Below are 25,507 nucleotides of genomic sequence, written 5' to 3' on the forward strand. Positions count from 1 at the left end.
GCATAAAGCACGGCCGCGCGGGCGACGGGCTCGGGCGCGTTGAAGTTGTTCTTCATCACCGGCGAGGTGCCCGTGAAGTCGACCGTTGCCTTGCGCTTGGCGCGGTCGACCGAGATCTTCACCTTGATCACCTGGCCAGTGTCGGTGGGGTATTCATATTGGGAGCTGTCCGGCAAACGTTCGAGCACGCGCCGCACGCTTTCGGCGGCGTTGTCCTGGACGTGACCCATATAGGCCTCGACCACATCGAGGCCGAAATGGCCGACCATCTTTTTCAGTTCCGCCACGCCCTTCTCGTTGGCGGCGATCTGGGCCTTGAGGTCGGCGATGTTCTGGTGCGGGTTGCGGGCCGGGTAGGGATGGTCGGTCAGGAGTTGGTGCAACTCCTTTTCGCGGAATCTTCCACGCTCGACGAGGCGGAAATTGTCGAACAGCACGCCTTCCTCGTCGACCGTCGTCGCCAGAGGCGTCATCGAGCCAGGCGCGGTGCCGCCGATATCGGCATGGTGGCCGCGGGCGGCGACCCAAAACAGGATGCGGGGCTTACCCTCCCCCCTCGAGGGGGAGGTGGCGGCGGAGCCGCCGGAGGGGGTCAGTTCGGCAGAGCTCGAGACACCATCTGCGCCTCCGCTCTCGGAGACGACCCCACCCGGCCGCTGCGCGGCCACCCTTCCCTCAAGGGGGAGGGAAAGGTCCTCGAACACCGGCGTGACGACAGTGATGTCGGGCAGATGCGTGCCGCCATTATAAGGAGCGTTCAGCGCAAAGACGTCGCCGGGATGGATGTCGCCTTCGTTGAGGCGGATGATGGTCTCGACCGAGCGGTCCATCGAGCCGAGATGCACCGGCATGTGCGGGGCATTGGCAACCAGCGCACCGGTGCGGTCGAAGACGGCGCAAGAGAAATCGAGCCGCTCCTTGATGTTGACCGAATAAGCGGTGTTCTGCAGCGTCACCCCCATCTGCTCGGCAATCGACATGAACAGGTTGTTGAATACCTCGAGCATGACCGGGTCGGCAGCGGTGCCGATGGCGGCGCGGCGCAGCTTCTTCTCCGTGCGCCGCATCAGCACGTGGTTGCGCGCGGTGATCTCGGCCAACCAGCCCGGCTCGACGACGATGGTCTGGTGGCTCTCTATGATAAGAGCGGGTCCTGACACCTTATATCCAGGGCTCATGTCGGCTCGGCGGAAGATGCCGGCATCATGCCAGGCACCCTCGGTAAACATCCTTCTCACCTCGGAGGCGGCTGCCGGCTTTTCCTCAAGCGAGGCCTCCTGTTCGGAGAGCCCGCGGGCGCTGCCGTCGCGGCCTTCCAGCGCCACCGCTTCGACGACGATGGGCTTGTCTTTATATATAAAGCCGAACTGTGCCTTGTGGGCGGCCTCGAAGGCGGCCTTTGCGTCCACGATCGAACCATGTTCGAAGCCCACCGGCAAGGCGGTGTCGGTGCCGTCGTAGCGGACATGCAGGACAGGCCGTATGGCGACATCCTGTTCGACGATGGCCTGACCGGCGAGTTCGGCCAGCACCTCGGCGCGGAGGTCGTTTATCAAGGCTTCGATGTCAGCCAGCGATTCCTCCCCCAGCGGCTTGAGCAGCGCCTGCTGGCGCGAGGCGAAGACCGAGGACAGACCGATGCCATAGGCAGACAGCAGGCCGGAAAAGGGGTGGATCAGCACCGCCTCCATGCCCAGCGCATCGGCGACCAGGCAGGCATGCTGGCCGCCGGCGCCGCCGAAGCAGTTGAGCAGATATTCCGTCACATCGTAGCCGCGCTGGACCGAGATCTTCTTGATGGCGTTGGCCATGTTCTCGACGGCGATGGTGACGAAGCCCTCGGCCACGGCTTCCGGGCTGCGGCCATCGCCGATCTCCCGTGCAAGGGCTTCGAATTTTTCGTGCACCACGCCGGCATCGATCGGCTTGTCCTGGCCGGTGCCGAAGATCGCCGGGAAGAAAGCGGGCTGCAGCTTGCCGAGCATGACATTGGCGTCGGTGACGGCGAGCGGGCCGCCGCGGCGGTAGCAGGCGGGACCGGGATTGGCGCCGGCGGAATCGGGCCCGCAACGGAAGCGGCCGGCCTCGAAATGCAGCACCGAGCCGCCACCGGCGGCAACCGTGTGGATGCGCATCATCGGCGCACGGACGCGGACGCCGGCGACCTCGGTGTCGAAGCTGCGTTCGTACTCGCCATCATAATGGGCGACATCGGTCGAGGTGCCGCCCATGTCGAAGCCGATGACCTTGTCGAAGCCGGCGAGCTTGGCCGTCTCGACCATGCCGACGACGCCGCCGGCGGGGCCGGACAAAAGCGCGTCCTTGCCCTGGAACAGGTCGGCGGCGGTGAGCCCGCCGGAAGACATCATGAACATGAGGCGGGGGTTTTCACCCTCCCCCTTGTGGGGAGGGTCGGCACGCAGTGCCGGGGTGGGGGTGGATCTGGCTTTCACCCCCCCCCCGTACGGCTTCGCCGTCCGACCCTCCCCACAAGGGGGAGGGTATAGCGCCCAGTTCTTCCGCCACCTGGCTGACATAACGCGACAGGATCGGCGACAGATAGGCATCGACCACCGTCGTATCGCCACGGCCGACGAGCTTGACCAGCGGCGAGACCTCGTGGCTGACGGAGACCTGGGTGAAACCGCATTTGCGGCAGACGGCAGCAACGGCGCGCTCGTGCTCTGGATACTTCCACGCATGCATGAAGACGATCGCAACTGCGTCGATGCCATCGGCCTTGGCCTGCATCAGGATCGGCTTGATCTCGGCGATATCCAGAAGCCGCTCGACGCAGCCATCCACCCGCACCCGCTCGTCGACCTCGACGACGCGCTCATAGAGCTGCTCGGGCAGGATGATCTCCTTGGCGAAGATGTCGGGCCTGGCCTGGTAGGCGATGCGCAGCGCGTCGCGGAAGCCCTTTGTAATAAGAAGTAGGACTCGGTCGCCCTTGCGTTCGAGCAGCGCATTGGTGGCGACCGTCGTGCCCATGCGGATGTCGCCTATGGCACCCACCGGGATTGCGGCGCCCGGTGCCAGTCCAAGCAGGTCGCGGACACCCTGGATCGCGGCATCGCGATAGGCCTCGGGATTTTCCGACAGCAGCTTGCGCGGATGGAGATTGCCCTGGGGGTCGCGGCCGATGACGTCGGTGAAGGTGCCGCCACGGTCGACCCAGAAATCCCACTTGCCCGACATGACGCTCTCCCCATTCGCTGTCGCGGTATCGCCCGAACACGATACCGCTTGCGGGGAGGAAGCGGCAGGGCTGCCGTGCCGTCAAGAGTAGAAAGCCTGTCCCACGCTGTGGTGTTGCGGGTCAGGCCTCCTGGTCGTAGAGCACGACCATCAGCGCTCTGGCCGTCTCGGTGCCGCCATTGGTGATCTCGTGGCCGATGTCGGCGCGATAGCGGGCGGTCTCGCCGGTCAGGAGTTCCTGCCGGCCAAGTTCGGTCTCGACCAGCAAGCCATCGGTGTAGGCCGTGAGATGCTCGAAGGTGCCCGGCGCGTGCGGGGCACTCTGCAGCTTGGAGCCGGGCGCGATCTCGACCTCGTACCATTCGACGCGACCGGCGAGCGCGGGCGAACTCAGGATGCGCAGCCGCCAGGCGCCGTCTGGGCTCTTGATCTCCGGCGTCAGCGCCAGCGTCACCAGTTCGATGGCCTCGGCCTTGCGCTGGTGCGTGATGCCGCCCGCGATGAGCTGGGAAAAATCGATGCCGAGCGCCTGGGTCAGTGACCATAGAACCGCGAAGGTCGGATTGGCCTCGCCGCGCTCGATCTGCGACAGCATCGAGCGCGACACGCCTGAAAGCGCCGCCAGCCGGTCAAGCGTCAGATGGCGCTCCTTGCGTTCCTTCTGGAGCACCGGACCGATCTTCGGCGCGTTGTTCACTTCCATATGCGGCCTCCCCCAAAGCTGGCACACTGATAGCACCGTGCCTTGCGTCCTGCGAGGCATTTGCGTCTGGTATGCTGGCCCAATTGGATTCCGCTAGACTTAACACGATATCCATTATATCGGAATTTCTATCTTAACGGATGGCGAGACCGATGAGCCAAGATTTCCTTTCCCACATATCGAGCGTTCTCAAGGGCATCGAGGCCGACGGCCTCTACAAGCGCGAGCGCGAAATCACCGGCCCGCAGTCGGGGCGCATCAAGGTGAAGGGCGCGTCGGGCGAGCGCCAGATGGTCAATCTGTGCGCCAACAACTATCTCGGCCTCGCCGACAATGCCGATATCCGCAAGGCGGCTGCCGCGGCCCTCGACGAGCTCGGCTTCGGCATGGCCTCGGTCCGCTTCATCTGCGGCACCCAGACCCTGCACCGCGAGCTGGAGCATGCCATCGCCGACTATCTCGGCAAGGACGATGCCATCCTGTTTGCCGCCTGCTTCGACGCCAATGGCGCACTGTTCGAGCCGCTGCTCGGCGCCGAGGACGCCATCATCTCCGACAGCCTCAACCACGCTTCGATCATCGACGGCGTGCGGCTCTCCAAGGCTAAGCGCTTCCGCTACGCCCAGGGCGACATGAACGACCTGGAGACCCAGCTCAGGCAGGCCGCTGCCGACGGCGCGCGCTTCAAGCTGGTCGTCACCGACGGCGTGTTCTCGATGGACGGGCACATCGCCAAGCTGAAGCAGATCTGCGACCTTGCCGAGCGCTACGGCGCCATCGTCGCCGTCGACGACTGCCATGCCACCGGCCATATCGGCGACGAGGGCCGCGGTACGCCTGATCTGACCGGGGTCGGCAGCCGCGTCGACATCGTCACCGGCACGCTGGGCAAGACGCTGGGCGGCGCCATGGGTGGCTTCATCGCCGCATCGCAGCCTATCATCGACCTGTTGCGCCAACGCGCGCGCCCTTATCTCTTCTCCAACAGCCTCGCGCCAGCAGTGGCCGCAGGCTCGTTGAAGGCAATTGAGATCGCCCGTGCCGCAGACGACCTCCGCACAAAACTCGGCCGCCACACGACGCGCTTCCGGGAAGGCCTGACCCAGGCCGGTTTCACGCTGCTTCCGGGCGAGACGCCGATCATTCCGGTCATGCTGGGCGATGCGGTGCTGGCGCAGCGAATGGCCAAGGCGCTCGACGAGCGCGGCGTCTATGTCGCCGGCTTCTTCTATCCCGTGGTGCCGCAGGGCAAGGCGCGCATCCGCACCCAGATGTCGGCCGCCCTCGACGACCAGGACATAACCTTCGCCATCGACGCCTTTGCCGACGCCGGCAAGTCGCTCGGCATCATCTGATTTTCAGGAGTTTTCCCATGCGCGCACTGGTCAAGGCCAAGGCTGAACCCGGCATCTGGATGGAAGACCGGCCCGTGCCGGAAGTCGGCCCCGACGACGTGCTGATCAAGGTCAACAAGACCGGCATCTGTGGCACCGATATCCATATCTACAAGTGGGACGAATGGGCGGCCAGGACCGTGCCGGTGCCGATGGTCACCGGCCATGAATATGCCGGTGAGATCGTCGAACTCGGTTCGCATGTGCGCGGCTTCAAGGTCGGACAGCGCGTTTCGGGCGAAGGCCATGTCATCGGCATGCGCAGCCGCGCCAGCCGTGCCGGCCGCTACCATCTCGATCCGGAGACTCAAGGCATCGGCGTCAACCTGCCCGGCGCCTTCGCCGAATATGTGCGCATTCCTGCCTTCAACGTGGTGCCGCTGCCCGATTCGATCGACGACGAACTGGGCGCCATCCTCGACCCGCTCGGCAATGCGGTACACACGGCACTTTCCTTCGACGTCGCCGGCGAGGACGTGCTGATCACCGGTGCTGGGCCCATCGGCATCATGGGTGCGGCAGTCGCCCGCCACTGCGGCGCGCGCCATGTCGTCATCACCGACGTCAACCCGAAGCGCCTCGAACTCGCCACCCAGGTGGCCGACGTCACCCCCGTCAACGTCGCCCAGGAAGAACTGCGCGACGCCATGGGCCGCCTCGGCATGCGCGAAGGCTTCGACGTCGGCTTCGAGATGAGCGGCTCGCCTGCCGCCTTCGACCAGTTGATCGAGCACACGCTGATGGGCGGCCGCATCGCCCTGCTCGGCGTGCCGGCCAAGCCCTTCCCCATCGACCTCGCCAAGATCGTGTTCAAGATGATCACGCTCAAGGGCATCTACGGCCGCGAGATGTTCGAGACCTGGCACAAGATGCTGGCGATGCTGGAGAGCGGCCTCGACATCCGCAAGGTCATCACCAGCCGCATGAAGGCCGACGACTACCAGGCTGCCTTCCACAACGCCGCCAACGGCGAGGCCGGTAAGATCGTGCTCGAGTGGTAGGCTTTTGCCGCCACGTTTGAACAAGAGGCCGCGCCGACTGCGCGGCCTTTTTGATGAGATCTCCGGCCTTCATACGGTGAGGGGGATCTGATGCGTGGCAGAAACAAAAAACCCGCGGAAGCTGCCTTCCGCGGGTTTGCCTTTCGCAGTCGATGGACAGGCCTACGCGGCCTTGCTCAGCGGCAAGCCGAGTTCCTCGCAGATGCCACGGACATGGGCGGCGCTGTCCTTGATGTAGGCGACCGTCTCGGCATAGTGGTAGTTCTCCACCGCCCAGGCGGCGAAGCTCTCGCGGTCCATGACCTCGCCGCTGGCGATGCGGGCGGCATAATCCTGCACCATCTTCATGTAGTCGGCATATTCCTCGACGCTCAGGTCGGGATGGCCTTCGAGCCATTTCGGATCGGCGATCTCGATGATCATCTTGGGCGGATTGCGCGGCCGGTCAGAGAAGGATTCATAGTTCTCGATCGACAGGTTGAGATGCGGGTTGGCCTCGGCCAGGATCGGCATGACGGCACGGAAATCGACCACGCCGCCGCCACAGGGACGCATCTGGAAGTCGAGCACTTCGCCATCATAGGCGATCAGCGCGTCCTTGATGTGGGTCTGGCGCACGTAAGGCGCGACCCGCTTCGCTGCCCACACCGGATGCTCGGCGCGCTGCAGCACATTCGCCGTGTCGAAGACGATGCCTGTGGTATCCGGCCCGACTTCCTCGACCAGCCGCACCAGCTCGAAGGAGGTGATCTCCTCGTGCGTCTCGAGATTCATGTGGATGCCGAGGTCGCGGGCGATCGGCGCAAGCTTCTTGAGGAAGCGCGCCGTGGCGTCGAGCTGCTCGCGCCAGGTGACGTCGGTACGGAAACGGTCATAGGCAAAGCGGCCGGTGAAAGCCGGCTTGTAGTTGGCGGTCGCCACCCACAGCTCGCGGCAGTCGATGGCGGCACAGGCCTCCATCATGCGGCGGAAGCCGAGCACGATGTCGCCGTCGCCGATCAGGCGCAGTTCCGGCGCCTCGGGCGTGGCGAAAGGGTTGACCTTGCCGAGACCGGTTTCGAGATACATGCCGAGCTCATTGGCGCGCTGCTTGATCTCGCCTAGATAGCCGGCATCGAGCGTCGGGCTCATGTCGAGCACGGTGCGGAAGAACAGGCCCTCCATGCCCAATTCCTTGGCATGGTCGAAGCTGGCCACGGGGCCGCGCTTGGCGGCTTCGGGAATCTTGCGGCCATCGACACCGATACGCATCGGCAGTCTCCTTAGTCTTGTCAGTTTGCGGTTTCGAGGCGGCGCGCCGCACGGCGGGCGCGGCCGACAACGGGATCGGGCACCGGCACGGCTGCGAGCAGCGACTGGGTGTAGGGCATCTGCGGGTTGTCGAAGATCTGCTCGCGCGTGCCCTGCTCGACCACCTTGCCCTTGTGCAGCACGACGATCTTTTCGCAGAGGTGGCGGACGACGGCGAGGTCGTGCGCCACAAAGACGATGGCGAGGTTGAGCTTCTTCTGCATGTCCTGCAGCAGGTTGATGACCTGCGCCTGCACCGAGACGTCGAGCGCCGCCACCGGTTCATCGCAGACAAGGATGCGCGGGCGGATGACAAGCGCCCGGGCGATGGCAATGCGCTGGCGCTGGCCGCCGGAGAAGGAACGCGTGTAGCGGTCCATGTCGTTGGGATTGAGGCCGACCATCTCCATCATCTCGGCGACGCGGGCACGCCGTGCCGCTGCCGTCGGTTCGAGCTTGTGGATCAGCAGGCCCTCGCCGATCAGCTCCTCCACCGTCATACGCGGGTTGAGACTGCCGTAAGGATCCTGGAACACCATCTGCACTTCGCGGCGGAAGCGCCTGAGATCCTCGCCCCTGGCGTGGATCACGTCGATGCCGTCATAGGTGATCGCGCCCTCTTCCGGCTTGATCAGCGCCAGCATGCACTTGGCGATGGTCGACTTGCCGGAACCGGATTCGCCGACCAGGCCGATGGCCTCGCCGGTGTCGACGTTGAGCGTCACGTCGTGCAGCACCTTGGCCGGCGGGTTCGGGAAGGCGTTGTACGACTTGCTGATGCTGTCGATGGACATGAGCATGATCAGGCACCCTTCCCGTCGAGCAGGTGGCAGGCAACACGCGACATGCCGACCGGCTGCAGCGCGGGCAAATCAACGCCGCAGCGGCCGAAACGCTGGTCGCAGCGCGGGTGGAACGGGCAGCCGCTCGGCCGGGCCAGCGGCGGCGGCGGCGCGCCGGGGATGGCGTAAAGCGTGTTGAGATCCTGGTCGATGCGCGGCACCGCCTTGATCAGCCCTTGCGTGTAAGGATGGCTCGGCTTGGCGAAGACGCTGGCGACCTCGCCGTCTTCGACGATGCGACCCGAATACATGACCATGACGCGCTCGGCGAAGCCGGCGACGACGCCGAGATCGTGGGTGATGAACAGCACCGCCAGGCCGCGTCGCGTCGAGACGTCGTCGAGCAGGTCGAGAACCTGGTCCTGGACGCGCACGTCGAGTGCGGTCGTCGGCTCGTCGGCGATCAGCAGGCGCGGCTCGCCCACCAGCGCCATGGCGAGCACGACGCGCTGGCGCATGCCGCCGGAGAATTCATGCGGATAGGCATCGAGCCGTTCGGCGGCGCGGTCGACGCCAAGCTCGTCGAGCACGGCGAGTGCCCGATTGCGCGCCTCGGCCTTGCCGACGCCGCGGATGCGCAACGTCTCGGCAACCTGGTCGCCGATGGTCATCAGCGGGTCGAGGAAACTCATCGGGTCCTGGAAGACCATGGCGATGGAGCTGCCGCGCAGCTTGCCCATGTCGCGGTCGGAAAGCTTGAGCAGGTCGGTGCCATCGAAATCGACCCGGCCGGACAGCTTGGCGAGGCGGTCGAGCCGCATCAGGGCGCGCGCCGTCAGCGACTTGCCCGAACCGGACTCGCCGACGAGCGCGACGCGCTCGCCGACACCGATGGTGAAGTCGACGCCGTCGACGATGCGGACGCTCGACCCGCTGCGACCGAGCGGCATGTCGACAGTGAGCTTGTCGACGCTGATGAGTGGCTGGCGAACCGGAACTACGGAAGCTGCGTCCGGCAAGGGATGTACTGTCTTCATCTCAGTTGCCCCTCAAGGAAGGATCGCGGCGGACCTGGATGATGTCGCCCAGAAGGCCGAAGGCGATCGAGGTGATGGCAACCGCTGCACCCGGAGCGACGACGGTCCACCAGGCGGTCGAGACATAGCCGCGGGCGCTGGCGATGGTGGCGCCCCATTCGGCACTCGGCGGCTGGGCGCCGACACCGATGAAGGACAGGCTGGCCAGCACCAGCACCGTGGTGCCGATGTCGCCGGCCCATTTGACGATCAAGACGTCGAGCGAATTGGGCAGCACATGCTTGGTCATCAGCCGCCATTTCGACACGCCCAGCACCTGGGCGCCGGCGACGAAGGGCTGCTCCATCGTCTGGCGCATGATGCCGCGCAGCATGCGGGCGGTGATCGGCCAGCCGGTGATGGCCATGGCGATGACCGCCGAACGCAGGCTGGCACCCATGGCGGCAGCAAAACCGAGCGCCACGATCATGCCAGGTAGCGCGAGGCCAATGTCGGTAACGCGCATCAGCGCCTCGTCGAGCCAGCGCGGGCCGGCGGCGGCGACGGTGGCGAGGGTAACGCCGATCAGGGAATAGAGCGTCACCACCAGGAAGGCCGAGAGCAGTGTCGTCTGGGCGCCGACGATCAGGCGCCAGAACACGTCGCGGCCCTGGTCGTCGGTGCCGAACCAGTTCGCGGCACTCGGCGGCATCAGCGAATTGGCGATGTCGGAACTGTAGATGCTGTCAGGCGCCAGGAGCGGCCCGAAGATGGCAATGGCGAGCAGCGCGACGACAAGCGAGAAGACGAAAATCTCGAAGGCCGAGAAGCCTTCCTTGCGGCGGGCTGCCGGCTGGGCGATGGCAGGGGCGGTCATTGGCCTTGGCTCCCCAGTTGTGCGGCGCGGATGCGCGGGTCGACCAGAAGCTGGAGGATGTCGACGACGAGATTGACGAGGCAGACGACGGTGCCGATGAACATCACCGAGCCCAGCACAGCGAAGGCATCCTTCTGGGCGACGGCATTGAACATGTAGGCGCCGATGCCCTGGCGGGCAAAGACGGTCTCGACCAACACGGCCGAACCGATCATCGCGCCGGCCTGTGTGCCCGAAAGCGTCAGCACCGGGTTGAGGCTGTTGGGCAGAGCGTGGCGCACCAGCATGTGGCGGGCCGTGGCACCCTTGGCGCGCACGGCCATGATGAAGTCGGAGCGCAGGACGCCAAGCAGCGACGCACGCAAGGTGCGGAAGATCTGCGTTGCAAAGAGCGCCGCCAGCACGGCTGCCGGCAGGATGATGTGGTGCAGGGCGTCGAAGAAGGCCCCGAAATTGAGCGCCATCAGCGCGTCGAGCGTCGGTGCGCCAGTGACGATCGGCGACGCCATGCCGTAGCTCTGCTGGCCCGAGATCGGCACCACGCGCCAGACGCTGCCCAGCACATATTGCAGAACCAGCGCCAGCCAGAAGGCGGGCATGCCGCCGAGCATGACAGCCGTGATGCGGCTGGTCGCGTCAAAGACGCCGCCCTGGCGGTAGGCGGCAACGATGCCGGCCGGGATAGCCACGGTCAGATTGAGCAGCATGGCGATGAAGACGAGTTCCAGCGTGCTTGGCAGGACCTTCTCCAGGTCGGCCAAAACAGGCTGGAGCGTGACGATGGAAGTGCCCAGGTCGCCGCGCAGGAGGCGACCCAGGAAGCTGAAATACTGCATGATGACCGGGGCATCGAGCCCCAGCCTTTCACGCACCGCCTCGATCTGTGCGGCGGAAGCGTCCGCGCCGGCGGCCATCTGGGCCTCGTCGCCGGGCATGAGCTTGATCATCAGGAAGACCAGCGAAGCCAGCCCCCAAAGGGTCAGCAATGCAAGGCCCAGGCGTCGGGACAGAAACCAGGAATAGGCGCGGAACGCGAGCATCTCAGACCTCGCTTACGGCTTGGCGAGCCGGAAGTCCGCCGGCTCGGCGGGCGTGGCGAGCATGCTGGCCTTGAGATCGGCAAGCGTGCCGACGCGATAGGCGGCCGGCTTGTAGACACCATACATGTCGACCATCACGGAGTCATTGTCGAGGATGGTCTGGACCTGCTTGTAGAGGTCGCAACGCTTGGCGTCGTCGGCCGTGGCGAGTGCCGTGTCGAGTAGCTTGTCGACTTCCGGATTGGCGTAGCCGGTGCGGTTGGTGCCGATGGCATCCGACTTGTAGCCCTTGACCAGCATGATGCCGGCATCCGGGAACTGGGCGAAGTCCTCGAGCAGCATCATCTGCGGGATCGAGTTCGGGTCCTTCAGGCTGGCGAGGTAGTTCGGATAGGCGATCGGCTCGAGTTCGAGGTCGATGCCGATCTCGCGCAGGTTGGACTGGAACAGCGTCGCTTCCTGCTTCTGCAGCTCGAACACCGGCTGGAAGTTCATCTTGAGCTTCAGGTTGGCAGCGCCCGCCTCGGCAAGCATCGCCTTGGCAGCTTCGAGGTCGCGTTTCACCTCGGGCAGTTCCGGACGGCAGTCGAGGCGCGCAGGCAGCGGGCCATTGGCCACCTTGCCGTTGCCACCGCGGACGCCACGCAGGCCGCCTGCATAGTCGTAGACCATGCGCAGCGCCTTGCGCACCTTGGGATCGGCGGTCGGGCCGACCTTGGTGTTGAAGACGACTTCGGTCTGGTAGCTGGTGTTGATCGGCACCACCTTCAGCGCCGGGTCGGTGGCCATGGCGGCCGCATCGCGGTCGGCGAAGCCGAAGGCGACGTCGATGTTGCCGGCGCGCAGTTCGTCGCGGCGCGTCGAGCTTTCGTCGATGCGGCGGAAGACGATCGATTCGGGACGGCCGGCCTCGGCGGCCCAATATCCCGCAAACAGGTCGATGACCACGGCCTGCGACTGGTCGCCCAGCACGTAAGGACCGGAGCCGGCGTCATGTGCCTGGAGCCAGCCCTGGCCGTCGTCGGCGGCCGCATTGGCGGTGACCAGCGCGGAATTGAGGATGTAGATCTTGCTCAGCGACGGCAGGAACAGCGTGTTGGGCTTGGTGAGATTGATAGTGAGATGCGTGTCGTCGGTGACCGTGGTCGAATCGTAGCCGTCGATCAGCGAGGCGACGCCGGCGCCGAGGCGCTTCAGGCGATCAAGCGTGTAAGCGACATCCTTGGCGGTCAGCGCGGTGCCGTCGTGAAACTTCACGTCGGGACGCAGCGTGAAGGTGATCGACTTGGCGTCATCCGAATAGGCGTATTCGGTGGCCAGGCTGCCGACCAGCTTGGTGTCGTCGTACGTCACCAGCGTATCATAGACAGCACTGATGATGGTGTTGGTCTGGTTGTAGTCGGCGCGCAGCGGGTCGAGCGTGTTGATCTGACCGCCGAGGCCAACGATGATCGTGTGCTCGCGATCCGCGGCCAACGCCGTAGAACCGCCAAGGCCGACCGAAATCGCGAGTGCGGCGCCGCCAACGGTCGCCAGAAACTGCCGCCGGCTGTGCGACAGCGCCGAAAAGGCCTGGAAAAACGCATGCATGATTGTCGCTCCCATATGCTGAATTGACTCTGCCTTTTCGCAAAGGCGCTCCCTGTCTTTTTGTATCCGATTTTTTCCCCAGTGGATACACAAATTTTGGGCGACGGATGCAAATCAGGCAGAGATGAATGCTCTGCTGTAAAACACTTCTAAATCAATGGCCTAGACCGTCAACGAATCCGGCGGCATGGCCAAATGGCAAAAATTCTTCGATGCCGACCCTGACTCGTCGGCGGCATGGCGAAGCTTTTTCGACTGTATGGCGCGGTCCAAAGAATAGGCAATCAGCGCGCAGCACCGGCGAAAATGCGCGCAATTTTTGGATACAAACTTTACAGCTGATATGATACAATGATATCAAGTTGGCACTGCAGTTCGACCATGCCCCTGCAAATGGGTGCGGGCGTCATCCAGCCAAACGCCTCTCTTCACCCCGAGAGTGAAGGCTGGGTCGGCAGCTAAAGTCCGTTGTTCTCAGAGGAAACCGATGCATCGCCTGCCTCGCCTGCTCGTCATCAATCCAAACACGTCGGCCGACGTCAGCCAGGTTATCGATACGCTGGTGCGCGAGGAGACGGCGGGCGCAGCTAAAGTCCAGACCGTGACTGCAGGCTTCGGCTTCAGCTACATCTCCACGCGCGTTGCGGTTTCGATCGCCGCGCACGCCGTGCTCGACGCGGCCGCCAAGGCGATGACCGAAGGGGCCGAGCCCGACGCGATCGTGCTCGCCTGTTTCGGCGATCCCGGCCGCGAAGCGCTCGCCGAGATGACCGGCCTGCCGGTCATCGGCTTTGCCGAAGCGGGCCTGCTGGCTGCGGCGGCATTGCCGGGAACATCCCTGGTTTCCACCAATGGCACCGTCTGGTGCGAAATGCTGGGCGAACTGGTGCTGAAGCTCGGTCTCGGCGCCAAGATTGCCGGCATCCGCTCCATCGAGTCCGTCGCCGACGACACCCCGGCGATTGCCGATTTCCTGGCACATGAAGCAAAGGCGCTGGGCGCCGACCGTGTCGTGCTCGGCGGCGCCGGCCTGATCCCGAGCCTGCCCGGCATCATCGCGTCGTCACGCGTGCCGATCCTCGATCCGCATCGTGTTGCCATCGGCAAGGCACTGCGCCTGGCAGCAACGCCGCGGGCGGCCTCAACCCCTGGGCAGAACGGCGCCACCGAAACGCTCGGCCTGTCGCCCTTTCTGTCACATGCACTGAACGGGGGCGCAGCCATCGCGCCCTTGCGCCGCTGCGCCGGACGCTGATCGATTTCCAACAGCCGCGACGACCTTTGCATCCATGCTGCGCGGGGCCGGAAGGCAGCGCATTTTCAAATCGTATTCAAAACTCCTTACGATTGCGCGCAATGGATTTCGCTATTGTATTAGAAAACATGTGCTAGAGTGATCGCAATGCAAACTGGCACTGCGTCGGCTTGCAGTGGAGGAGGCATGGCAGGCAGCGGCGTGCCGGCTGCATCGCATGACACCGGCTAATACATAACGAACAACGAAGCAAGGCTCGCATTTTTCTTGTCTTCCGCCCGGTGGCGATGCATCTGAGACGTAGCATAGTTGCATGCTGCCCGTGCAAAACCGGCTGGTGAGGGAATGGCTAAAGCTGCGAATACTGACTTCGACGAGAAAGCCGGATCGAAGATCGATGCGATCTACCAGGCGCTATTCAGGGCCATTCTGGCGCGCGAGCTGACGCCCGGTACGAAACTCAGCGAAGAATCGATCGGCTCGCTGTTTTCCGTCAGCCGCACCATCGTGCGCGCAGCACTCAACCGCCTGCACACCGAATCGCTGGTCGAGTTCCGGCAGAATCGTGGCGCCTTCGTCGCCAGCACGACGCCAGACGAGGCCCGCCAGGTCTTCGAGGCACGCAATGCCATCGAACGCGAGATCTTCTCCAAGCTCGCCACCGTCGTCACCGACAAGCAGATTGCAGCCCTTGAACAGCACCTGCACCATGAGCATGCCATCCGACACGCCGGCGACCACACCGCTGCCATCGTGGCGTCGGGAGAGTTCCACCTGCTCGCCGCGCACATGGCCGGCAACGAGGTGCTTGCCGGCTTTCTCAAGTCGTTGATTTCGCGGACTTCGCTGATCCTGGCGCAGCACAGCACCCATCAGGAAACCGACTGCAGCGTCGATGAGCATGCCGCGATCCTGCAGGCGCTGAGGGCCCGCGACCCCAAGGCGAGTGCCGATGCGATCATCGAGCACCTTCAGCAGGTGTTCGAGCAGGCCAATATCGGCCAGACCAAGCGCACCAAGCGCAATCTCAGCGAAATCCTGTCGCGCTACGCTTGAGACGGGGCTGGTACGTGGGTGCGTCCTTCGAGGCCCGCTTTCGCGGGCTCCTCAGGATGAGGTCCGTTGGTGCGGCCTGCCCAGTCTAGGAACTGCCCCGGCCTGGAAACAGCGCGGGGTTGGTCAGCTTCGGTGAGGCACAACGGCCTCATCCTGAGAAGCTCGCCCACCGGACGAGCCTCGAAGGATACCTACAAATCAGGGCTATTCCGCGAACCGCGCCTCGACCTGGATTTCGGCCAGACGCTCGACCTCGCCATAGGTGACGGCAAGCTCGGTCTCGCTATCCGTCTCCAGCCGCGCCTCCAGCGACGCCAGCAGCGATGCGGTGGTGTAGTTGCGCACCACGAAGATGGCGCCGAACCCGAACTTGGTTTCGTAGATGCCGAGCAGTTCCAGCAATCGCTTCTGCTGGCCGTCCGTCATGACATCGAGGCTGACGGACTGGCTTTCGTCGGCGACGATCCTTGCAGCCAGAATGCGGGGATCAAGCGGCGTATAGCCCTTCAGCACCTCGAGCTTCTCGGCAGCGCTTGCCGCACGGAACTGTGTGCGCAGCGCAAAGAACAGGCCATAGGCGCTGTCGTTCACCGGCCCCAGCTCGCCGTCGAAGGCGCGCTCGGCGAGCAGGGCACCGTTGCGGAAGCACTGACCGAACTTTTCGACAAAGCCGGCCTTGTCCATCTTCGACGGCACCAGCGTCGGCTTGGCGTAGGGATGTTCCCTGGTCCAGTGATGGGCGATGTCGATGCGGCGCGCGACCCACACCTTGTCGTGGCTCTGCACATACTCGATGAAGCGCTTGAGCGCGGCGATACGCCCGGCGCGGCCGACGAGGCGGCAATGCAGGCCGATGGAGAACATCTTCGGCCGGCCGGCGGCACCTTCGGCGTAGAGATAGTCGAACGTGTCCTTGAGGTAGGCAAAGAACTGGTCGCCCGAATTGAAGCCGTTCGGCGTGCCGAAGCGCATGTCGTTGGCTTCGAGCGTGTAGGGGATGATCAGTTGCTCCTTGCCCTGATGTTCGCGCCAGTAGGGCAGGTCGTCATCATAGGTGTCGGAAACGTAGTCGAAACCGCCTTCCTCGGAGACGAGGTCGACGGTGTTGACCGAGCAACGGCCGGTGTACCAGCCGGTCGGGCGCAAACCCGTGGCCAGCGTGTGCAGGCGGACCGCCTCCTGGATCTGGCCGCGCTCTTCTTCGGCCGGCATGTCCTTGTGCTCGACCCATTTGTAGCCGTGGCTGGCGATCTCCCAGTCGGCCTGCTGCATGGCGCGCAGCTGTTCGGGCGCGCGCATCAAGGCGGTGGCGACGCCATAAACGGTGACAGGCACGTCGAGGTCGGTGAACAGCCGGTGCAGCCGCCAGAAGCCGGCGCGGGCGCCGTATTCGTAGACCGACTCCATGTTCCAATGGCGCTGCCCCGGCCACTGCGCGGCACCGGGGATTTCCGACAGGAAGGCTTCGCTCGCGGCATCGCCGTGGAGGATGTTGTTTTCGCCGCCCTCTTCATAGTTGAGCACGAACTGGACGGCGACATGGGCGCCGTCCGGCCAGTTGGCGTGAGGCGGATTGGCGCCGTAACCGCGCATGTCCCTGGGGTATCGCATGAATGTCTCCTGAGCTTGGGCGCGCGGCCGCCTGCCGCGCGAAATGATTGAGTGGAGGCCGGCGCCGGCGGCATCTCGCCTTAAGGCCGGTCATCACTAGAATTGTATCCAATGTCTCGGCGTGGACATCATCACGGAAGCAGCCGGCGCAGGGCTTGCGGTAGCCGCGCGACGCGATCGGCCTGGTCCCAGGGCACCTTTTGCGCGCCGAATTTCGCCGCCATGGCCAGCACCGCGGCGAATTCGTTCAGTGCGACTTCAGGCTGCATGCGCAGCCAGTCCGAATCGAATACCGGCATGGCAAACTGGCCGGCATGCATCTCGATCCAGACCTTCGCGTCGGGCATCAGCGGCAGGATCGCGTCCCAGTCGACAAAACCCTCGCCGAGCGGCGCGAGGAAGCGGCGGATGCCATTCTCCTGGAACCGCACCACGGCGTCGTCGACATAGAGCTGGGCGGCATAGGGCGCGACGCGCCTTGCCGCGGCGACCGGATCCTCGAGGCGGCACAGCACATTGACCGGGTCGAAGGCTATGCCAAGTACATCCGGCCCGACCTTTTCGACCAGGGCCACGACCTCCGGGGTGGTGACCTCCTCATGGGTCTTGAGCAGCAACTTCGAGCCGTGCTGGCGCAGCAGCGGCGCGCAGCGCGCCAGCATTTCAGTGACCCCATCGAACTGCGCCTGCCAGGAGACCGGCGCCTCGAAGCGGTCCTCGATCATGCCGATGAGGAAGAACATGTCGTGGATGCCGATACCTGCCGCCAGTTCGACCAGGCGCCTGACACCGGCTTCCAGGTCGCCGGCACCGGCATCGATGATCGGCTGGCTGCGCGCCGGCAGCGCCGGATTGACGATGCCGAGCATCGACGAGATTTCGAGCCCCAGCCGGTCGGCCTCCTGGCGCACGGCGTGCAGTTCGGCCGGATCGAGCGTCGGGCTGATGTCGAACAGCGAGTTGAACAGCAGTCCCTGCAGACCCAACTGGCTTGCAGCCTGCAACGCCTCGACCGCAGCCAGGCTGCGTCCGTCAGGCAATGAACTCTTGATGATGCCGATCATGCTGCCGCCTCGCCGGAGAGAATGGGTGCGCAGCGACCGCCTGGGCGCATCGGATGCGCGACGACCCCGGCAATCTAGGCACTTGGATACTATCTTGTATCAAAAAATGCTTGTCAATGGATACAATCACTGTCATCAGCATCGTACAGAACTGCCCGCCTCTCGCGCGTATCGAAGGAGCACCCCATGACCAAGACCTATGAAAGCGTCGCCGGCCTTTCAGTCCATCCGGCGCTGCGCGCCTTCGTCGACACCGAGGTGCTGACTTCGGCGCGCCTCGAGCCGGCAGCATTCTGGGCCGGCCTTGCCGAGATCATCCGCGACCTCGCGCCCAGGCATCACGAGCTGCTCGCCATACGCGGCGACCTCCAGGCCAGGATCGACACCTGGCATCGCGACCGCAAGGGCCAGGGGCATGACTCCGCCGGCTACGAGCAGTTCCTGCGCGAGATCGGCTATCTGGTTCCCGCACCCGCGGCCGACGCCTATCAGGTCGCGACCAAGAACGTCGACGCCGAGATCGGCACCATCGCCGGCCCGCAGCTGGTGGTGCCGTTGTCCAATGCGCGCTACGCCCTCAACGCCGCCAATGCGCGCTGGGGTTCGCTCTACGACGCATTCTACAGCACCGATGCCATCGCCGAGACCGACGGTGCCGAGCGCAGCAAGACCTTCAATCCTGTTCGCGCGAGCCGCGTCATCGCCCGCGTTCGCGAATTCCTCGACCAGGCCGTACCGCTGGCCCAGAGCAGCCATGCCGACGCCACTAGCTATATCGTCGAGCGCGGCAAGCTGCAGGTGAGCCTCGCCGACGGCAGCAAGACCGGGCTCAAGTCTGTGGGCCAGCTTGCCGGATTCACCGGTCCCCGCCACGAGCCCAAGAGCGTGCTGTTGGTCAACAACGGCCTGCATGTCGAGCTGGTGTTCGACCGCGAACACGCAGTGGGCGCGCTGGACGCAGCCGGCATCGCCGACGTCGTCATCGAGGCGGCGGTCTCGATCATCATGGACCTCGAGGACGCGGTCTCGGCCGTCGACGCCGAAGACAAGGTTGCGGTCTACCGCAGCTGGCAGCGCCTGATGGACGGCAGCCTGAGCTCCGAGTTCACCAAGGACGGCAAGACCGTCACGCGCCGCCTGGTCGAAGACCGTGTCTTCACCGCGCCCGGCGGTGGCGAGCTTGTGCTCCACGGCCGCTCGACGATGCTGGTGCGCAATGTCGGCCACCACATGTTCACCGACGCCGTGCTCGACGAAGCCGGCAACCCGGTGCCCGAGGCGATCCTCGACGCAGCCATCACGGTGGCGAGTGCGGCACAGGACATCCGCGGCGAAAACACGGTGCGCAACAGCCGCACCGGCTCGGTCTATGTCGTGAAGCCCAAGATGCACGGCCCCGATGAAGTCGGCCTGTCGGATGCGCTGTTCAAGCGCATCGAGGAACTCGTCGGCCTGCCCAAATACACCATGAAGATCGGTGTCATGGACGAAGAACGCCGCACCTCGGCCAACCTTGCCGCCTGCCTTTCCAAGGTGCGCGACCGCACGGTGTTCATCAACACCGGTTTCCTCGACCGCACCGGCGACGAGATCCACACCTCGATGGAAGCCGGCCCGATGCAGCGCAAGGCCGAGATGGCATCGGCGACCTGGCTCAAGGCCTATGAGGCGAACAATGTCGATGTCGGCATTGCCCGCAACCTTCCCGGCCGCGCCCAGATCGGCAAGGGCATGTGGGCGGCACCCGACCAGATGGCGGGACTGATCAAGAAGAAGGTCGCCCACCCCGGCGCTGGTGCCAGCACGGCCTGGGTGCCGACGCCAACGGCGGCGGTGCTGCACGCCATGCACTATCACCTGGTCGACGTGGCAGCCGTCCAGGACCAGCTGCGCGGCAAGGAGCAGACGTCGCTCGCCGACCTGCTGACCATTCCGCTGGCAACGCGCAGCTACTCGGCCGAGGAGATCAAGGCTGAGTTGGAAAACAATCTGCAAGGCCTGCTCGGCTATGTTGTGCGCTGGGTCGGCCAGGGCGTCGGCGTGTCGACGGTGCCCGACCTCGACAATGTGCGGCTGATGGAAGACCGCGCCACGCTGCGCATCGCCAGCCAGCATGTCGCCAACTGGCTGCACCACGGCATCGTCAGCGAAGGGCAGGTGCGCGAGACGATGCAGCGCATGGCCGCCGTAGTCGACAGGCAGAATGCCGCGACGGAAGGCTACAAGCCACTGGCGCCCGGCTTCGACAGCCCGGCCTTCAAGGCGGCTGAAGACCTGGTGTTCACCGGCCGCACCCAGCCGAACGGCTATACCGAGCATGTGCTGCATGCCCGCCGCCGCGAGGCCAAGGCGCTTTCCGCCTGATCAGGCAAGTTATCTTTGCCGAAGGCCCCGTTCACCGTGCGGGGCCTTTTTTGCATGAGCAAGTCCGATCGTCGGTTGCACTGGTCGGCACGCTGGTGAAATGTCGGTCGACGCAGCATCGACCGGGAGTGCATCATGGGCACCGGAATCCACCACATCACGCTCATCACCCGCAAGGTGCAGGCCAATGTCGATTTCTATGTCGGCTTCCTCGGCCTGCGGCTGGTCAAGCAGACCGGCGGCTATGAGGATGCCACCCAGCTGCACCTGTTCTACGGCGACGGTGCTGCCAGCCCGGGCTCGCTGATTACCTTCCTGGTTTGGGAGGATGGCGCCCGGGGGCGTGTCGGCCATGGCCAGCCGAGCGAGATTTCGCTCGCCATCGAACCGTCGAGCATCGGCTTCTGGCTGACCCGGGCGCTCTCCCACCATGTCGAGATATCAGGCCCCGTCGACGAGATGGGCGAACCAACGCTCAGGCTCAAGGACCCCGACGGGGTGATCGTCAAGCTCGTCGGCGTCAGCGGCTTTGCGGCGCCCGAAATCTGGGAGGGCAGCGGCGTGCCTGCCGAACACGCGATCCGGCGCATCCGCGGCGCCACGATCATGAGCGAGGTGCCGGAACTGACCGAGAGCTTCGTCACCCGGCATTTCGGCTATCAGCCGATGCAAAGCACCGAGTTCATCCGGCGCCTTGTCTCCGACAGCGGCGACATCATCGACATCAGGGATGCCAAGGGTTTCTGGACGAGCGCGCCGGGCACCGGCACCATCGACCACATCGCCTTTCGCGCCAGGGACACCGACGAGGTGGAGCGGGTGCATGGCGAACTCGCCTCCAGCAACTCAACCATCACCAATGTCCACGACCGCAAATATTTCTACTCGCTCTATGTCCGCGAGCCGGGCGGCACCCTGTTCGAACTGGCGACGGACGGTCCCGGCATGGCGATCGACGAACCGGTCGAAACGATGGGCACGCAGCTCTTCGTGCCGCCGGAGCGGGCCGACAAGATCGACGAGCTGCTGACAATGCTGCCGCAGTTCTCCTGGCCCGGCGAGGAGCGGGTGATCTATCGCGACCTGCCCTTCGTCCACCGTTTCTACACGCCGGGAAATGCCGACGGCAGCGTCATCGTCCTGCTGCACGGGTCGGGCGGCAACGAGACCAGCCTGCTGCCGTTTGCGGCCAAGGCAGCACCACACGCGACACTGCTCGCCCTGCGCGGCCGCGCCACCGACGAGGGCACGCCGCGCTGGTTCCGTCGCCTTTCAGCAAGCAAATTCGACCAGGCCGACATCAGGTCGGAGGCCGAAGCGCTCGCCGCTTTCATCGAGGATGCCGTGGATGCCTACCGCATCGATCCCGAGAAGCTCGTCTTCCTCGGGCATTCCAACGGCGCCAACATGATCGCCGCAACCATGCTGCTGCACCCGCACCTGATCCGACGCGCCGTGCTGCTTCGGCCAGCCATGGTGCTCGAGCAACCTCCAGCCGCCGATTTGTCGGATGTCGAAGCCCTGCTCGTTGCCGGCAACGTCGACGTGTTCAGCAATTTCGGCCCCGACCTCGTCGGCCTGCTGCTCGACGCCGGCGCCAATGTCGACGCCCGCACGATCCCGTCCGGTCACGCATTCGAGGCGGCCGATGTCGAGATCGTCAGGGACTGGCTCGCAGCGCGCGGCTGAAAGCACGGGCGGCGCAGCAGAGGCTCGGGAATCCGGGCCTCAGTACTGTTCCCGCGGCAGGTGCACGACCAGCCCGTCGAGCGCCTCTGACATCTTGAGCTGGCAGGTCAGGCGGCTACGCTCTGTCGGGTTCATCAGGCATTCGATCATGCCCTGCTCGGAATCGTCGGGCGCTGGCAGGCGTTCGGTCCAGTTCTCGTCGACATAGCAATGGCAGGTGCCGCAGGCGCAGGAGCCGCCACATTCGGCGAGGATCTGGTCGATGCCGTTGGCGACAGCCACCGACATGACACTTTGGCCTTGCTGGGCTGTGAGTTCGGTCGCCTGTCCGTCGGCGTCGATGAAGGTTACGCGGTACATCAGAAATCTCCGGGATCAGGCAGGCGTGAAAGCCAGGCGCAGCGCCTTGGGGCCGCGCACCGACAGGCCGCGCTTGTATTGCGGCTCGGCATCGACCAGCGAAACCGACGACAAGCGCTTGAGCAAGGTGGTGAAGATCACCTCCATGTCGAGCCGCGCCAGATGGTTGCCGAGGCAGAAGTGGGCGCCGCCACCAAAGGCGAGGTGCCGGTTGGGGTTGCGGCCGGCATCGAAGACATCGGCATCGTCGCCGAAGGCTGCCGGGTCGCGATTGGCCGCACCATAGAGCAGGCCGAACTTGGTGCCGCGCGGAAACGACTTGCCGCCGACCACGCAGTCGGCCGTCGCGTAGCGGTGGAAGAAGGGCAGCGGCGATTCGAAACGGAACATCTCCTGGATCGCGGTGTGGATCAGGCCGGGGTCGGCCTTGAGCCGCGCCATCTGGTCGGGAAAGCGCAGCAGCGCATGCATGCCCGAGCCGAGCACGTCGATGGTCGAGCCATGGCCGGCCATCAGGATCAGCATGCAGGTCGACACCAGCTCATCCTCGTTGAGCTGGCCGGCGTCCTGCGCCGCCATCAGGCGGGTGATCAGGTCTTCCTGTGGGGCCTTGCGGCGCTCGGCCATCAGCTTGAGCAGATAGTGGTAGAACTCGGTCGTTGCCTGCTCGGCCAGCGCCTTGCGCTCGTCGGAGCGATCGATGTCGAAGAACTGCACCACACGCTCCGACCAGACGCGCAACTGTGGGCAATCCTCGTCGGGCACGCCGAGCACCCGGCCGATGATGTGGCCCGGAACCTGGGAAGCAAGCTCCTCGACGAAGTCGATCTCGCCCTTGTCGATCAGGCTGTCGACGAGCCTGTCGACGAAGCTCTGGATCATCGTGCGCTGGCGCGCGATGAAGGCCGGCGTGAACTCGCGAAACACCTGCTTGCGCAGCCGGTCATGCACAGGACCGTCGCTGTCGAGCATGGAGAACTGCACGAAGCGCTGGTGATGCGGCATGTCGAGCCAGTTCTGCAGGCGCTTCTGCTCGGTGATCTCTTCCTCGGACATGAAGAATTCGGGCGAGCGCACCATCGCGTTGTCGCGGGCGATGCCTGCGACATCGTCGAAGCGCGTCACCAGCCACATGTCGAAATCGGCGAAGAACTGCGGCTCGCCCTTGTCGCGCAGCGCCGCATAGGCGGGATAGGGGTTCTGGGCGAAGGTGGCTGACAATGGCTCGAAAGCCGTGCCGTGTTCGCTTGCCTTTGGGGTAGCGGTCATCCAACGCTCCAGTCATGGATTTTGGGCAGCAAGTATGCCGCCACCATCCAGTCTAATGGCAATGGCGGCGAGATGAATGCATGCCCCTCGCACATTGCTGGATAAAACTCGCATCACGAGTTGCAGGCAGATACAATGGATCTGGCCCTTTCAAACCTACCCCTGCGCAAAAATGACGACCAAGACCGACGAAAGCAACGCGATCTTCTTCCACACGCCGGGCCGGCATGCGGACGCCTATCCCTACAAGATCCTGGTTGCCGGCCGCACGCGTTTCGGCCATCGCGACGGCTTCGTCTCGCGGCGGTTTCACCACCATACGCTGATCTGCACGCTGTCCGGTCTCGGCCTGATAGAGATCGGCGGCAACCGGGTCGCGGCCGGGCCACAAACGATCGCCTGGCTGGACACGTCGATGCAATATGCCCATGGCTGCCATCCCGAGGCCGACCACTGGCGCTATCTCTGGATGAGCATCGAGGGCCACGGGCTCGACGCCGTCTTCTCGTTCCTGCGCGTCGCCGGCAATCCGCTTTTTGCCACGTCAGGCGAAACCAGTGCAGCCGGCTTCGAACGCGCCATCCAAAATCTCGCCCAGCGTGGGCAGACGACCGACGCCATTTCCAGCGCCGTCGTCGCCCAGCTGGTCGAAACGCTTGTCGCCGAACGCGGCGTGCAGGAAAGCTCTGAAGACCGGGGCGAACGCGTCTTGCGGGTGATGCGCGAGGTGCGCGCCAACATCGCGCGCAACTGGCCAATCGAGGAACTGGCTGCAATCTCCAGCCTCAGCGCCTCGCAACTGCACCGGCAGTTCAAGCAAAAGACCGGCACGACGCCGATGGACTGGATCCGCCACGAGCGCATGAACCTTGCCAAGCGCCTGCTGATCGCTCCCGACATCAAGATCGCTGCCGTGGCGCTGAGCTGCGGTTATGCCGATCCGTATCATTTCAGCCGCGACTTCCGCCGCATCGCGGGCCAGTCGCCGAGCGAATTCAGGCGCGCGCAGGGGCAATAGCGGCTCTGCACGAAATGATCGCTGGCCCATTGCCTGCCCGTCGACATGCAACGCCGTTTCGGGCAGGCTGCAACCCTCGCCCCACCAGCATGAGCGCACCGAGATGACGTCCAAGCCAGCGGTCTACGAATTCACAGCGGCCATTGTGCGCGAGCCGGCGCGATCGGTGGTCAACGGCCTGCGCGCCGATGACCGCGGCAACCCGACCTTCGACGGCGTCAAGGCCGAGCATACGGCCTATGTCGCTGCCCTGCGCGCGGCTGGCGTCGAGGTGACGGTGTTGCCGGCGCTGGAAAGCTTCCCGGATTCGATCTTCGTCGAGGACCCGGCATTGGTGTTTCCCGAAGGGGCGATCCTGCTCCGTCCAGGCGCCGAGACCCGGGTCCACGAAACGGCTGAAATCGCACCGACGCTGCGAAAGATGTTCGAGACGGTGCTCGACCTGCCCGCGCCCGGCTTCGCCGATGGCGGCGACGTTCTGACAACGCCGAAAAGCGTGATGATCGGCCTTTCGGCGCGCACCGACCGCGCCGGCGCTGGCGGCCTGATCGCCAGCCTGGCGAGGCTCGGACGCAAGGGCGAGGTCGTGCAGACGCCGGAAGGCGTGCTGCATTTCAAGAGCGACTGTTCGCTGCTCGACAGCGAGACCATGCTGTCGACAAAGCGGCTGGCGCGTTCGGGCGTGTTCAAGGATTTTCGCGAGGTGCTCATCCCCGAGGGCGAGGAGCCCGCCGCCAATGCGCTGCGCGTCAACGACGTGGTGATGGTCGGGGCCGATTACCCCCGGACCATCGAGATGCTCGACAAACTCGGCTACAAGGTGGTCGCGCTCAAGACCACCGAGATCGGCAAGATCGACGCCGGCCTGTCCTGCATGTCGCTGCGCTGGCATCGGAGCCAACTCTAGAGATCGCAGTTTGCGGCGGC

Annotated in this window: 21 protein-coding genes (1 of these 21 only partly in view); 8 read left to right on the forward strand and 13 right to left on the reverse strand. The window is 64.7% G+C overall.

All coding sequences use genetic code 11. The features are described from left to right. The 3 genes from CO731_RS28945 to CO731_RS03080 all read right to left on the reverse strand — a co-directional run. Window positions 1-2,375, reverse strand: the 5' portion of a protein-coding gene (locus CO731_RS28945) for a hydantoinase B/oxoprolinase family protein (protein WP_245439593.1). The gene continues 673 nt to the left of window position 1, outside the view; only the first 2,375 of its 3,048 coding nucleotides appear in the window; it begins with the start codon at window positions 2,373-2,375; the stop codon falls past the left edge of the window. A gap of 13 nt (window positions 2,376-2,388) precedes the next feature. Next, window positions 2,389-3,201 (reverse strand): hydantoinase/oxoprolinase family protein, encoded by an 813-nt coding sequence (locus tag CO731_RS29180; RefSeq protein ID WP_245439596.1) that lies wholly within the window; start codon window positions 3,199-3,201, stop codon window positions 2,389-2,391. A 121-nt stretch (window positions 3,202-3,322) separates the two neighbouring features. Beyond that, the gene (locus CO731_RS03080) at window positions 3,323-3,904 is read right to left on the reverse strand and encodes an XRE family transcriptional regulator (RefSeq protein ID WP_108605903.1); all 582 of its coding nucleotides are present in this window, start codon (window positions 3,902-3,904) and stop codon (window positions 3,323-3,325) included. A gap of 152 nt (window positions 3,905-4,056) precedes the next feature. Here CO731_RS03080 and CO731_RS03085 point away from each other — a divergent pair, with 152 nt between their 5' ends. Together CO731_RS03085 and tdh are read left to right on the forward strand one after the other, a co-directional pair. After that, the gene (locus tag CO731_RS03085; protein WP_108605904.1) at window positions 4,057-5,259 is read left to right on the forward strand and encodes a glycine C-acetyltransferase; all 1,203 of its coding nucleotides are present in this window, start codon (window positions 4,057-4,059) and stop codon (window positions 5,257-5,259) included. A gap of 17 nt (window positions 5,260-5,276) precedes the next feature. Beyond that, entirely contained in the window at window positions 5,277-6,299 is a 1,023-nt protein-coding gene (tdh, locus tag CO731_RS03090) for an L-threonine 3-dehydrogenase (protein ID WP_108605905.1), read from the forward strand. A gap of 162 nt (window positions 6,300-6,461) precedes the next feature. Here tdh and CO731_RS03095 read toward each other — a convergent pair whose 3' ends face one another. The 6 genes from CO731_RS03095 to CO731_RS03120 are packed head-to-tail and all read right to left on the reverse strand — an operon-like array spanning window position 6,462 to window position 12,894. Further along, a complete protein-coding gene (locus CO731_RS03095; protein ID WP_108605906.1) occupies window positions 6,462-7,550 on the reverse strand; it encodes a sugar phosphate isomerase/epimerase family protein in 1,089 nt (362 codons plus the stop codon). 20 nt (window positions 7,551-7,570) lie between these two features. After that, window positions 7,571-8,389, reverse strand: a complete 819-nt coding sequence (locus tag CO731_RS03100; RefSeq protein WP_108605907.1) for an ATP-binding cassette domain-containing protein — start codon at window positions 8,387-8,389, stop codon at window positions 7,571-7,573. Window positions 8,390-8,391: 2 nt separating this feature from the next. Continuing rightward, complete coding sequence (locus CO731_RS03105; RefSeq protein ID WP_245439598.1) at window positions 8,392-9,408, reverse strand: ABC transporter ATP-binding protein; 1,017 nt, start codon at window positions 9,406-9,408, stop codon at window positions 8,392-8,394. Between the two features lies 1 nt (window position 9,409). Further along, window positions 9,410-10,264, reverse strand: coding sequence for an ABC transporter permease (locus CO731_RS03110; protein WP_108605908.1), 855 nt, complete (start codon window positions 10,262-10,264; stop codon window positions 9,410-9,412). Further along, a complete protein-coding gene (locus CO731_RS03115) occupies window positions 10,261-11,304 on the reverse strand; it encodes an ABC transporter permease (RefSeq protein WP_108605909.1) in 1,044 nt (347 codons plus the stop codon). Before CO731_RS03115 ends, CO731_RS03110 begins: the two co-directional genes overlap by 4 nt. Window positions 11,305-11,316: 12 nt before the next feature. After that, entirely contained in the window at window positions 11,317-12,894 is a 1,578-nt protein-coding gene (locus CO731_RS03120) for an ABC transporter substrate-binding protein (RefSeq protein WP_159091541.1), read from the reverse strand. Between the two features lie 487 nt (window positions 12,895-13,381). On the opposite strand from CO731_RS03120, the gene CO731_RS03125 reads away from it, so the two are divergent. Then, window positions 13,382-14,149 (forward strand): aspartate/glutamate racemase family protein, encoded by a 768-nt coding sequence (locus CO731_RS03125; protein WP_108605911.1) that lies wholly within the window; start codon window positions 13,382-13,384, stop codon window positions 14,147-14,149. Window positions 14,150-14,494: 345 nt separating this feature from the next. Continuing rightward, a complete protein-coding gene (locus tag CO731_RS03130) occupies window positions 14,495-15,205 on the forward strand; it encodes a GntR family transcriptional regulator (RefSeq protein WP_055982286.1) in 711 nt (236 codons plus the stop codon). A 204-nt stretch (window positions 15,206-15,409) separates the two neighbouring features. Here the strand turns inward: CO731_RS03130 and puuE are convergent, their stop codons facing one another. Continuing rightward, complete coding sequence (gene puuE, locus CO731_RS03135; RefSeq protein ID WP_108605912.1) at window positions 15,410-16,816, reverse strand: allantoinase PuuE; 1,407 nt, start codon at window positions 16,814-16,816, stop codon at window positions 15,410-15,412. A gap of 131 nt (window positions 16,817-16,947) precedes the next feature. Further along, window positions 16,948-17,880, reverse strand: a complete 933-nt coding sequence (locus CO731_RS03140; protein WP_108605913.1) for a TIM barrel protein — start codon at window positions 17,878-17,880, stop codon at window positions 16,948-16,950. A 186-nt stretch (window positions 17,881-18,066) separates the two neighbouring features. Between CO731_RS03140 and CO731_RS03145 the strand changes: the two genes are divergently transcribed. After that, window positions 18,067-20,244, forward strand: a complete 2,178-nt coding sequence (locus CO731_RS03145) for a malate synthase G (RefSeq protein WP_108605914.1) — start codon at window positions 18,067-18,069, stop codon at window positions 20,242-20,244. Window positions 20,245-20,379: 135 nt separating this feature from the next. Then, the gene (locus tag CO731_RS03150; protein WP_108605915.1) at window positions 20,380-21,933 is read left to right on the forward strand and encodes an alpha/beta fold hydrolase; all 1,554 of its coding nucleotides are present in this window, start codon (window positions 20,380-20,382) and stop codon (window positions 21,931-21,933) included. Window positions 21,934-21,972: 39 nt separating this feature from the next. On the opposite strand, the gene CO731_RS03155 is transcribed toward CO731_RS03150, so the two are convergent. Together CO731_RS03155 and CO731_RS03160 are read right to left on the reverse strand one after the other, a co-directional pair. Next, on the reverse strand, window positions 21,973-22,293 hold the full coding sequence (locus CO731_RS03155; protein ID WP_108605916.1) for a 2Fe-2S iron-sulfur cluster-binding protein: 321 nt from the start codon (window positions 22,291-22,293) through the stop codon (window positions 21,973-21,975). 15 nt (window positions 22,294-22,308) lie between these two features. Continuing rightward, window positions 22,309-23,562 (reverse strand): cytochrome P450, encoded by a 1,254-nt coding sequence (locus CO731_RS03160; protein WP_108605917.1) that lies wholly within the window; start codon window positions 23,560-23,562, stop codon window positions 22,309-22,311. A gap of 172 nt (window positions 23,563-23,734) precedes the next feature. On the opposite strand from CO731_RS03160, the gene CO731_RS03165 reads away from it, so the two are divergent. Both CO731_RS03165 and CO731_RS03170 read left to right on the forward strand, forming a co-directional pair. Next, a complete protein-coding gene (locus CO731_RS03165) occupies window positions 23,735-24,580 on the forward strand; it encodes an AraC family transcriptional regulator (RefSeq protein WP_159091542.1) in 846 nt (281 codons plus the stop codon). Between the two features lie 103 nt (window positions 24,581-24,683). Next, window positions 24,684-25,487, forward strand: coding sequence for an arginine deiminase-related protein (locus tag CO731_RS03170; protein ID WP_108605919.1), 804 nt, complete (start codon window positions 24,684-24,686; stop codon window positions 25,485-25,487). Window positions 25,488-25,507 lie beyond the last annotated feature (20 nt).

Origin of the sequence: Aminobacter sp. MSH1 (genome assembly GCF_003071665.1) — a bacterium.
Taxonomy (GTDB): Bacteria; Pseudomonadota; Alphaproteobacteria; order Rhizobiales; family Rhizobiaceae; genus Aminobacter; species Aminobacter niigataensis.

What these genes read in the sequence shown, in the direction of transcription:
- CO731_RS03095 (WP_108605906.1), bottom strand. Translation starts at nt 7,550, where the DNA reads ATGCGTATCGGTGTCGATGGCCGCAAGATTCCCGAAGCCGCCAAGCGC.
- CO731_RS03150 (WP_108605915.1), top strand. Translation starts at nt 20,380, where the DNA reads ATGGGCACCGGAATCCACCACATCACGCTCATCACCCGCAAGGTGCAG.
- CO731_RS03110 (WP_108605908.1), bottom strand. Translation starts at nt 10,264, where the DNA reads ATGACCGCCCCTGCCATCGCCCAGCCGGCAGCCCGCCGCAAGGAAGGC.
- CO731_RS03130 (WP_055982286.1), top strand. Translation starts at nt 14,495, where the DNA reads ATGGCTAAAGCTGCGAATACTGACTTCGACGAGAAAGCCGGATCGAAG.
- CO731_RS03140 (WP_108605913.1), bottom strand. Translation starts at nt 17,880, where the DNA reads ATGATCGGCATCATCAAGAGTTCATTGCCTGACGGACGCAGCCTGGCT.
- CO731_RS03155 (WP_108605916.1), bottom strand. Translation starts at nt 22,293, where the DNA reads ATGTACCGCGTAACCTTCATCGACGCCGACGGACAGGCGACCGAACTC.
- CO731_RS03080 (WP_108605903.1), bottom strand. Translation starts at nt 3,904, where the DNA reads ATGGAAGTGAACAACGCGCCGAAGATCGGTCCGGTGCTCCAGAAGGAA.
- tdh (WP_108605905.1), top strand. Translation starts at nt 5,277, where the DNA reads ATGCGCGCACTGGTCAAGGCCAAGGCTGAACCCGGCATCTGGATGGAA.
- CO731_RS03085 (WP_108605904.1), top strand. Translation starts at nt 4,057, where the DNA reads ATGAGCCAAGATTTCCTTTCCCACATATCGAGCGTTCTCAAGGGCATC.
- CO731_RS29180 (WP_245439596.1), bottom strand. Translation starts at nt 3,201, where the DNA reads ATGTCGGGCAAGTGGGATTTCTGGGTCGACCGTGGCGGCACCTTCACC.
- CO731_RS03170 (WP_108605919.1), top strand. Translation starts at nt 24,684, where the DNA reads ATGACGTCCAAGCCAGCGGTCTACGAATTCACAGCGGCCATTGTGCGC.
- CO731_RS03145 (WP_108605914.1), top strand. Translation starts at nt 18,067, where the DNA reads ATGACCAAGACCTATGAAAGCGTCGCCGGCCTTTCAGTCCATCCGGCG.
- CO731_RS03100 (WP_108605907.1), bottom strand. Translation starts at nt 8,389, where the DNA reads ATGCTCATGTCCATCGACAGCATCAGCAAGTCGTACAACGCCTTCCCG.
- CO731_RS03165 (WP_159091542.1), top strand. Translation starts at nt 23,735, where the DNA reads ATGACGACCAAGACCGACGAAAGCAACGCGATCTTCTTCCACACGCCG.
- CO731_RS03120 (WP_159091541.1), bottom strand. Translation starts at nt 12,894, where the DNA reads ATGCATGCGTTTTTCCAGGCCTTTTCGGCGCTGTCGCACAGCCGGCGG.
- CO731_RS03115 (WP_108605909.1), bottom strand. Translation starts at nt 11,304, where the DNA reads ATGCTCGCGTTCCGCGCCTATTCCTGGTTTCTGTCCCGACGCCTGGGC.
- CO731_RS03105 (WP_245439598.1), bottom strand. Translation starts at nt 9,408, where the DNA reads ATGAAGACAGTACATCCCTTGCCGGACGCAGCTTCCGTAGTTCCGGTT.
- puuE (WP_108605912.1), bottom strand. Translation starts at nt 16,816, where the DNA reads ATGCGATACCCCAGGGACATGCGCGGTTACGGCGCCAATCCGCCTCAC.
- CO731_RS03160 (WP_108605917.1), bottom strand. Translation starts at nt 23,562, where the DNA reads ATGACCGCTACCCCAAAGGCAAGCGAACACGGCACGGCTTTCGAGCCA.
- CO731_RS03125 (WP_108605911.1), top strand. Translation starts at nt 13,382, where the DNA reads ATGCATCGCCTGCCTCGCCTGCTCGTCATCAATCCAAACACGTCGGCC.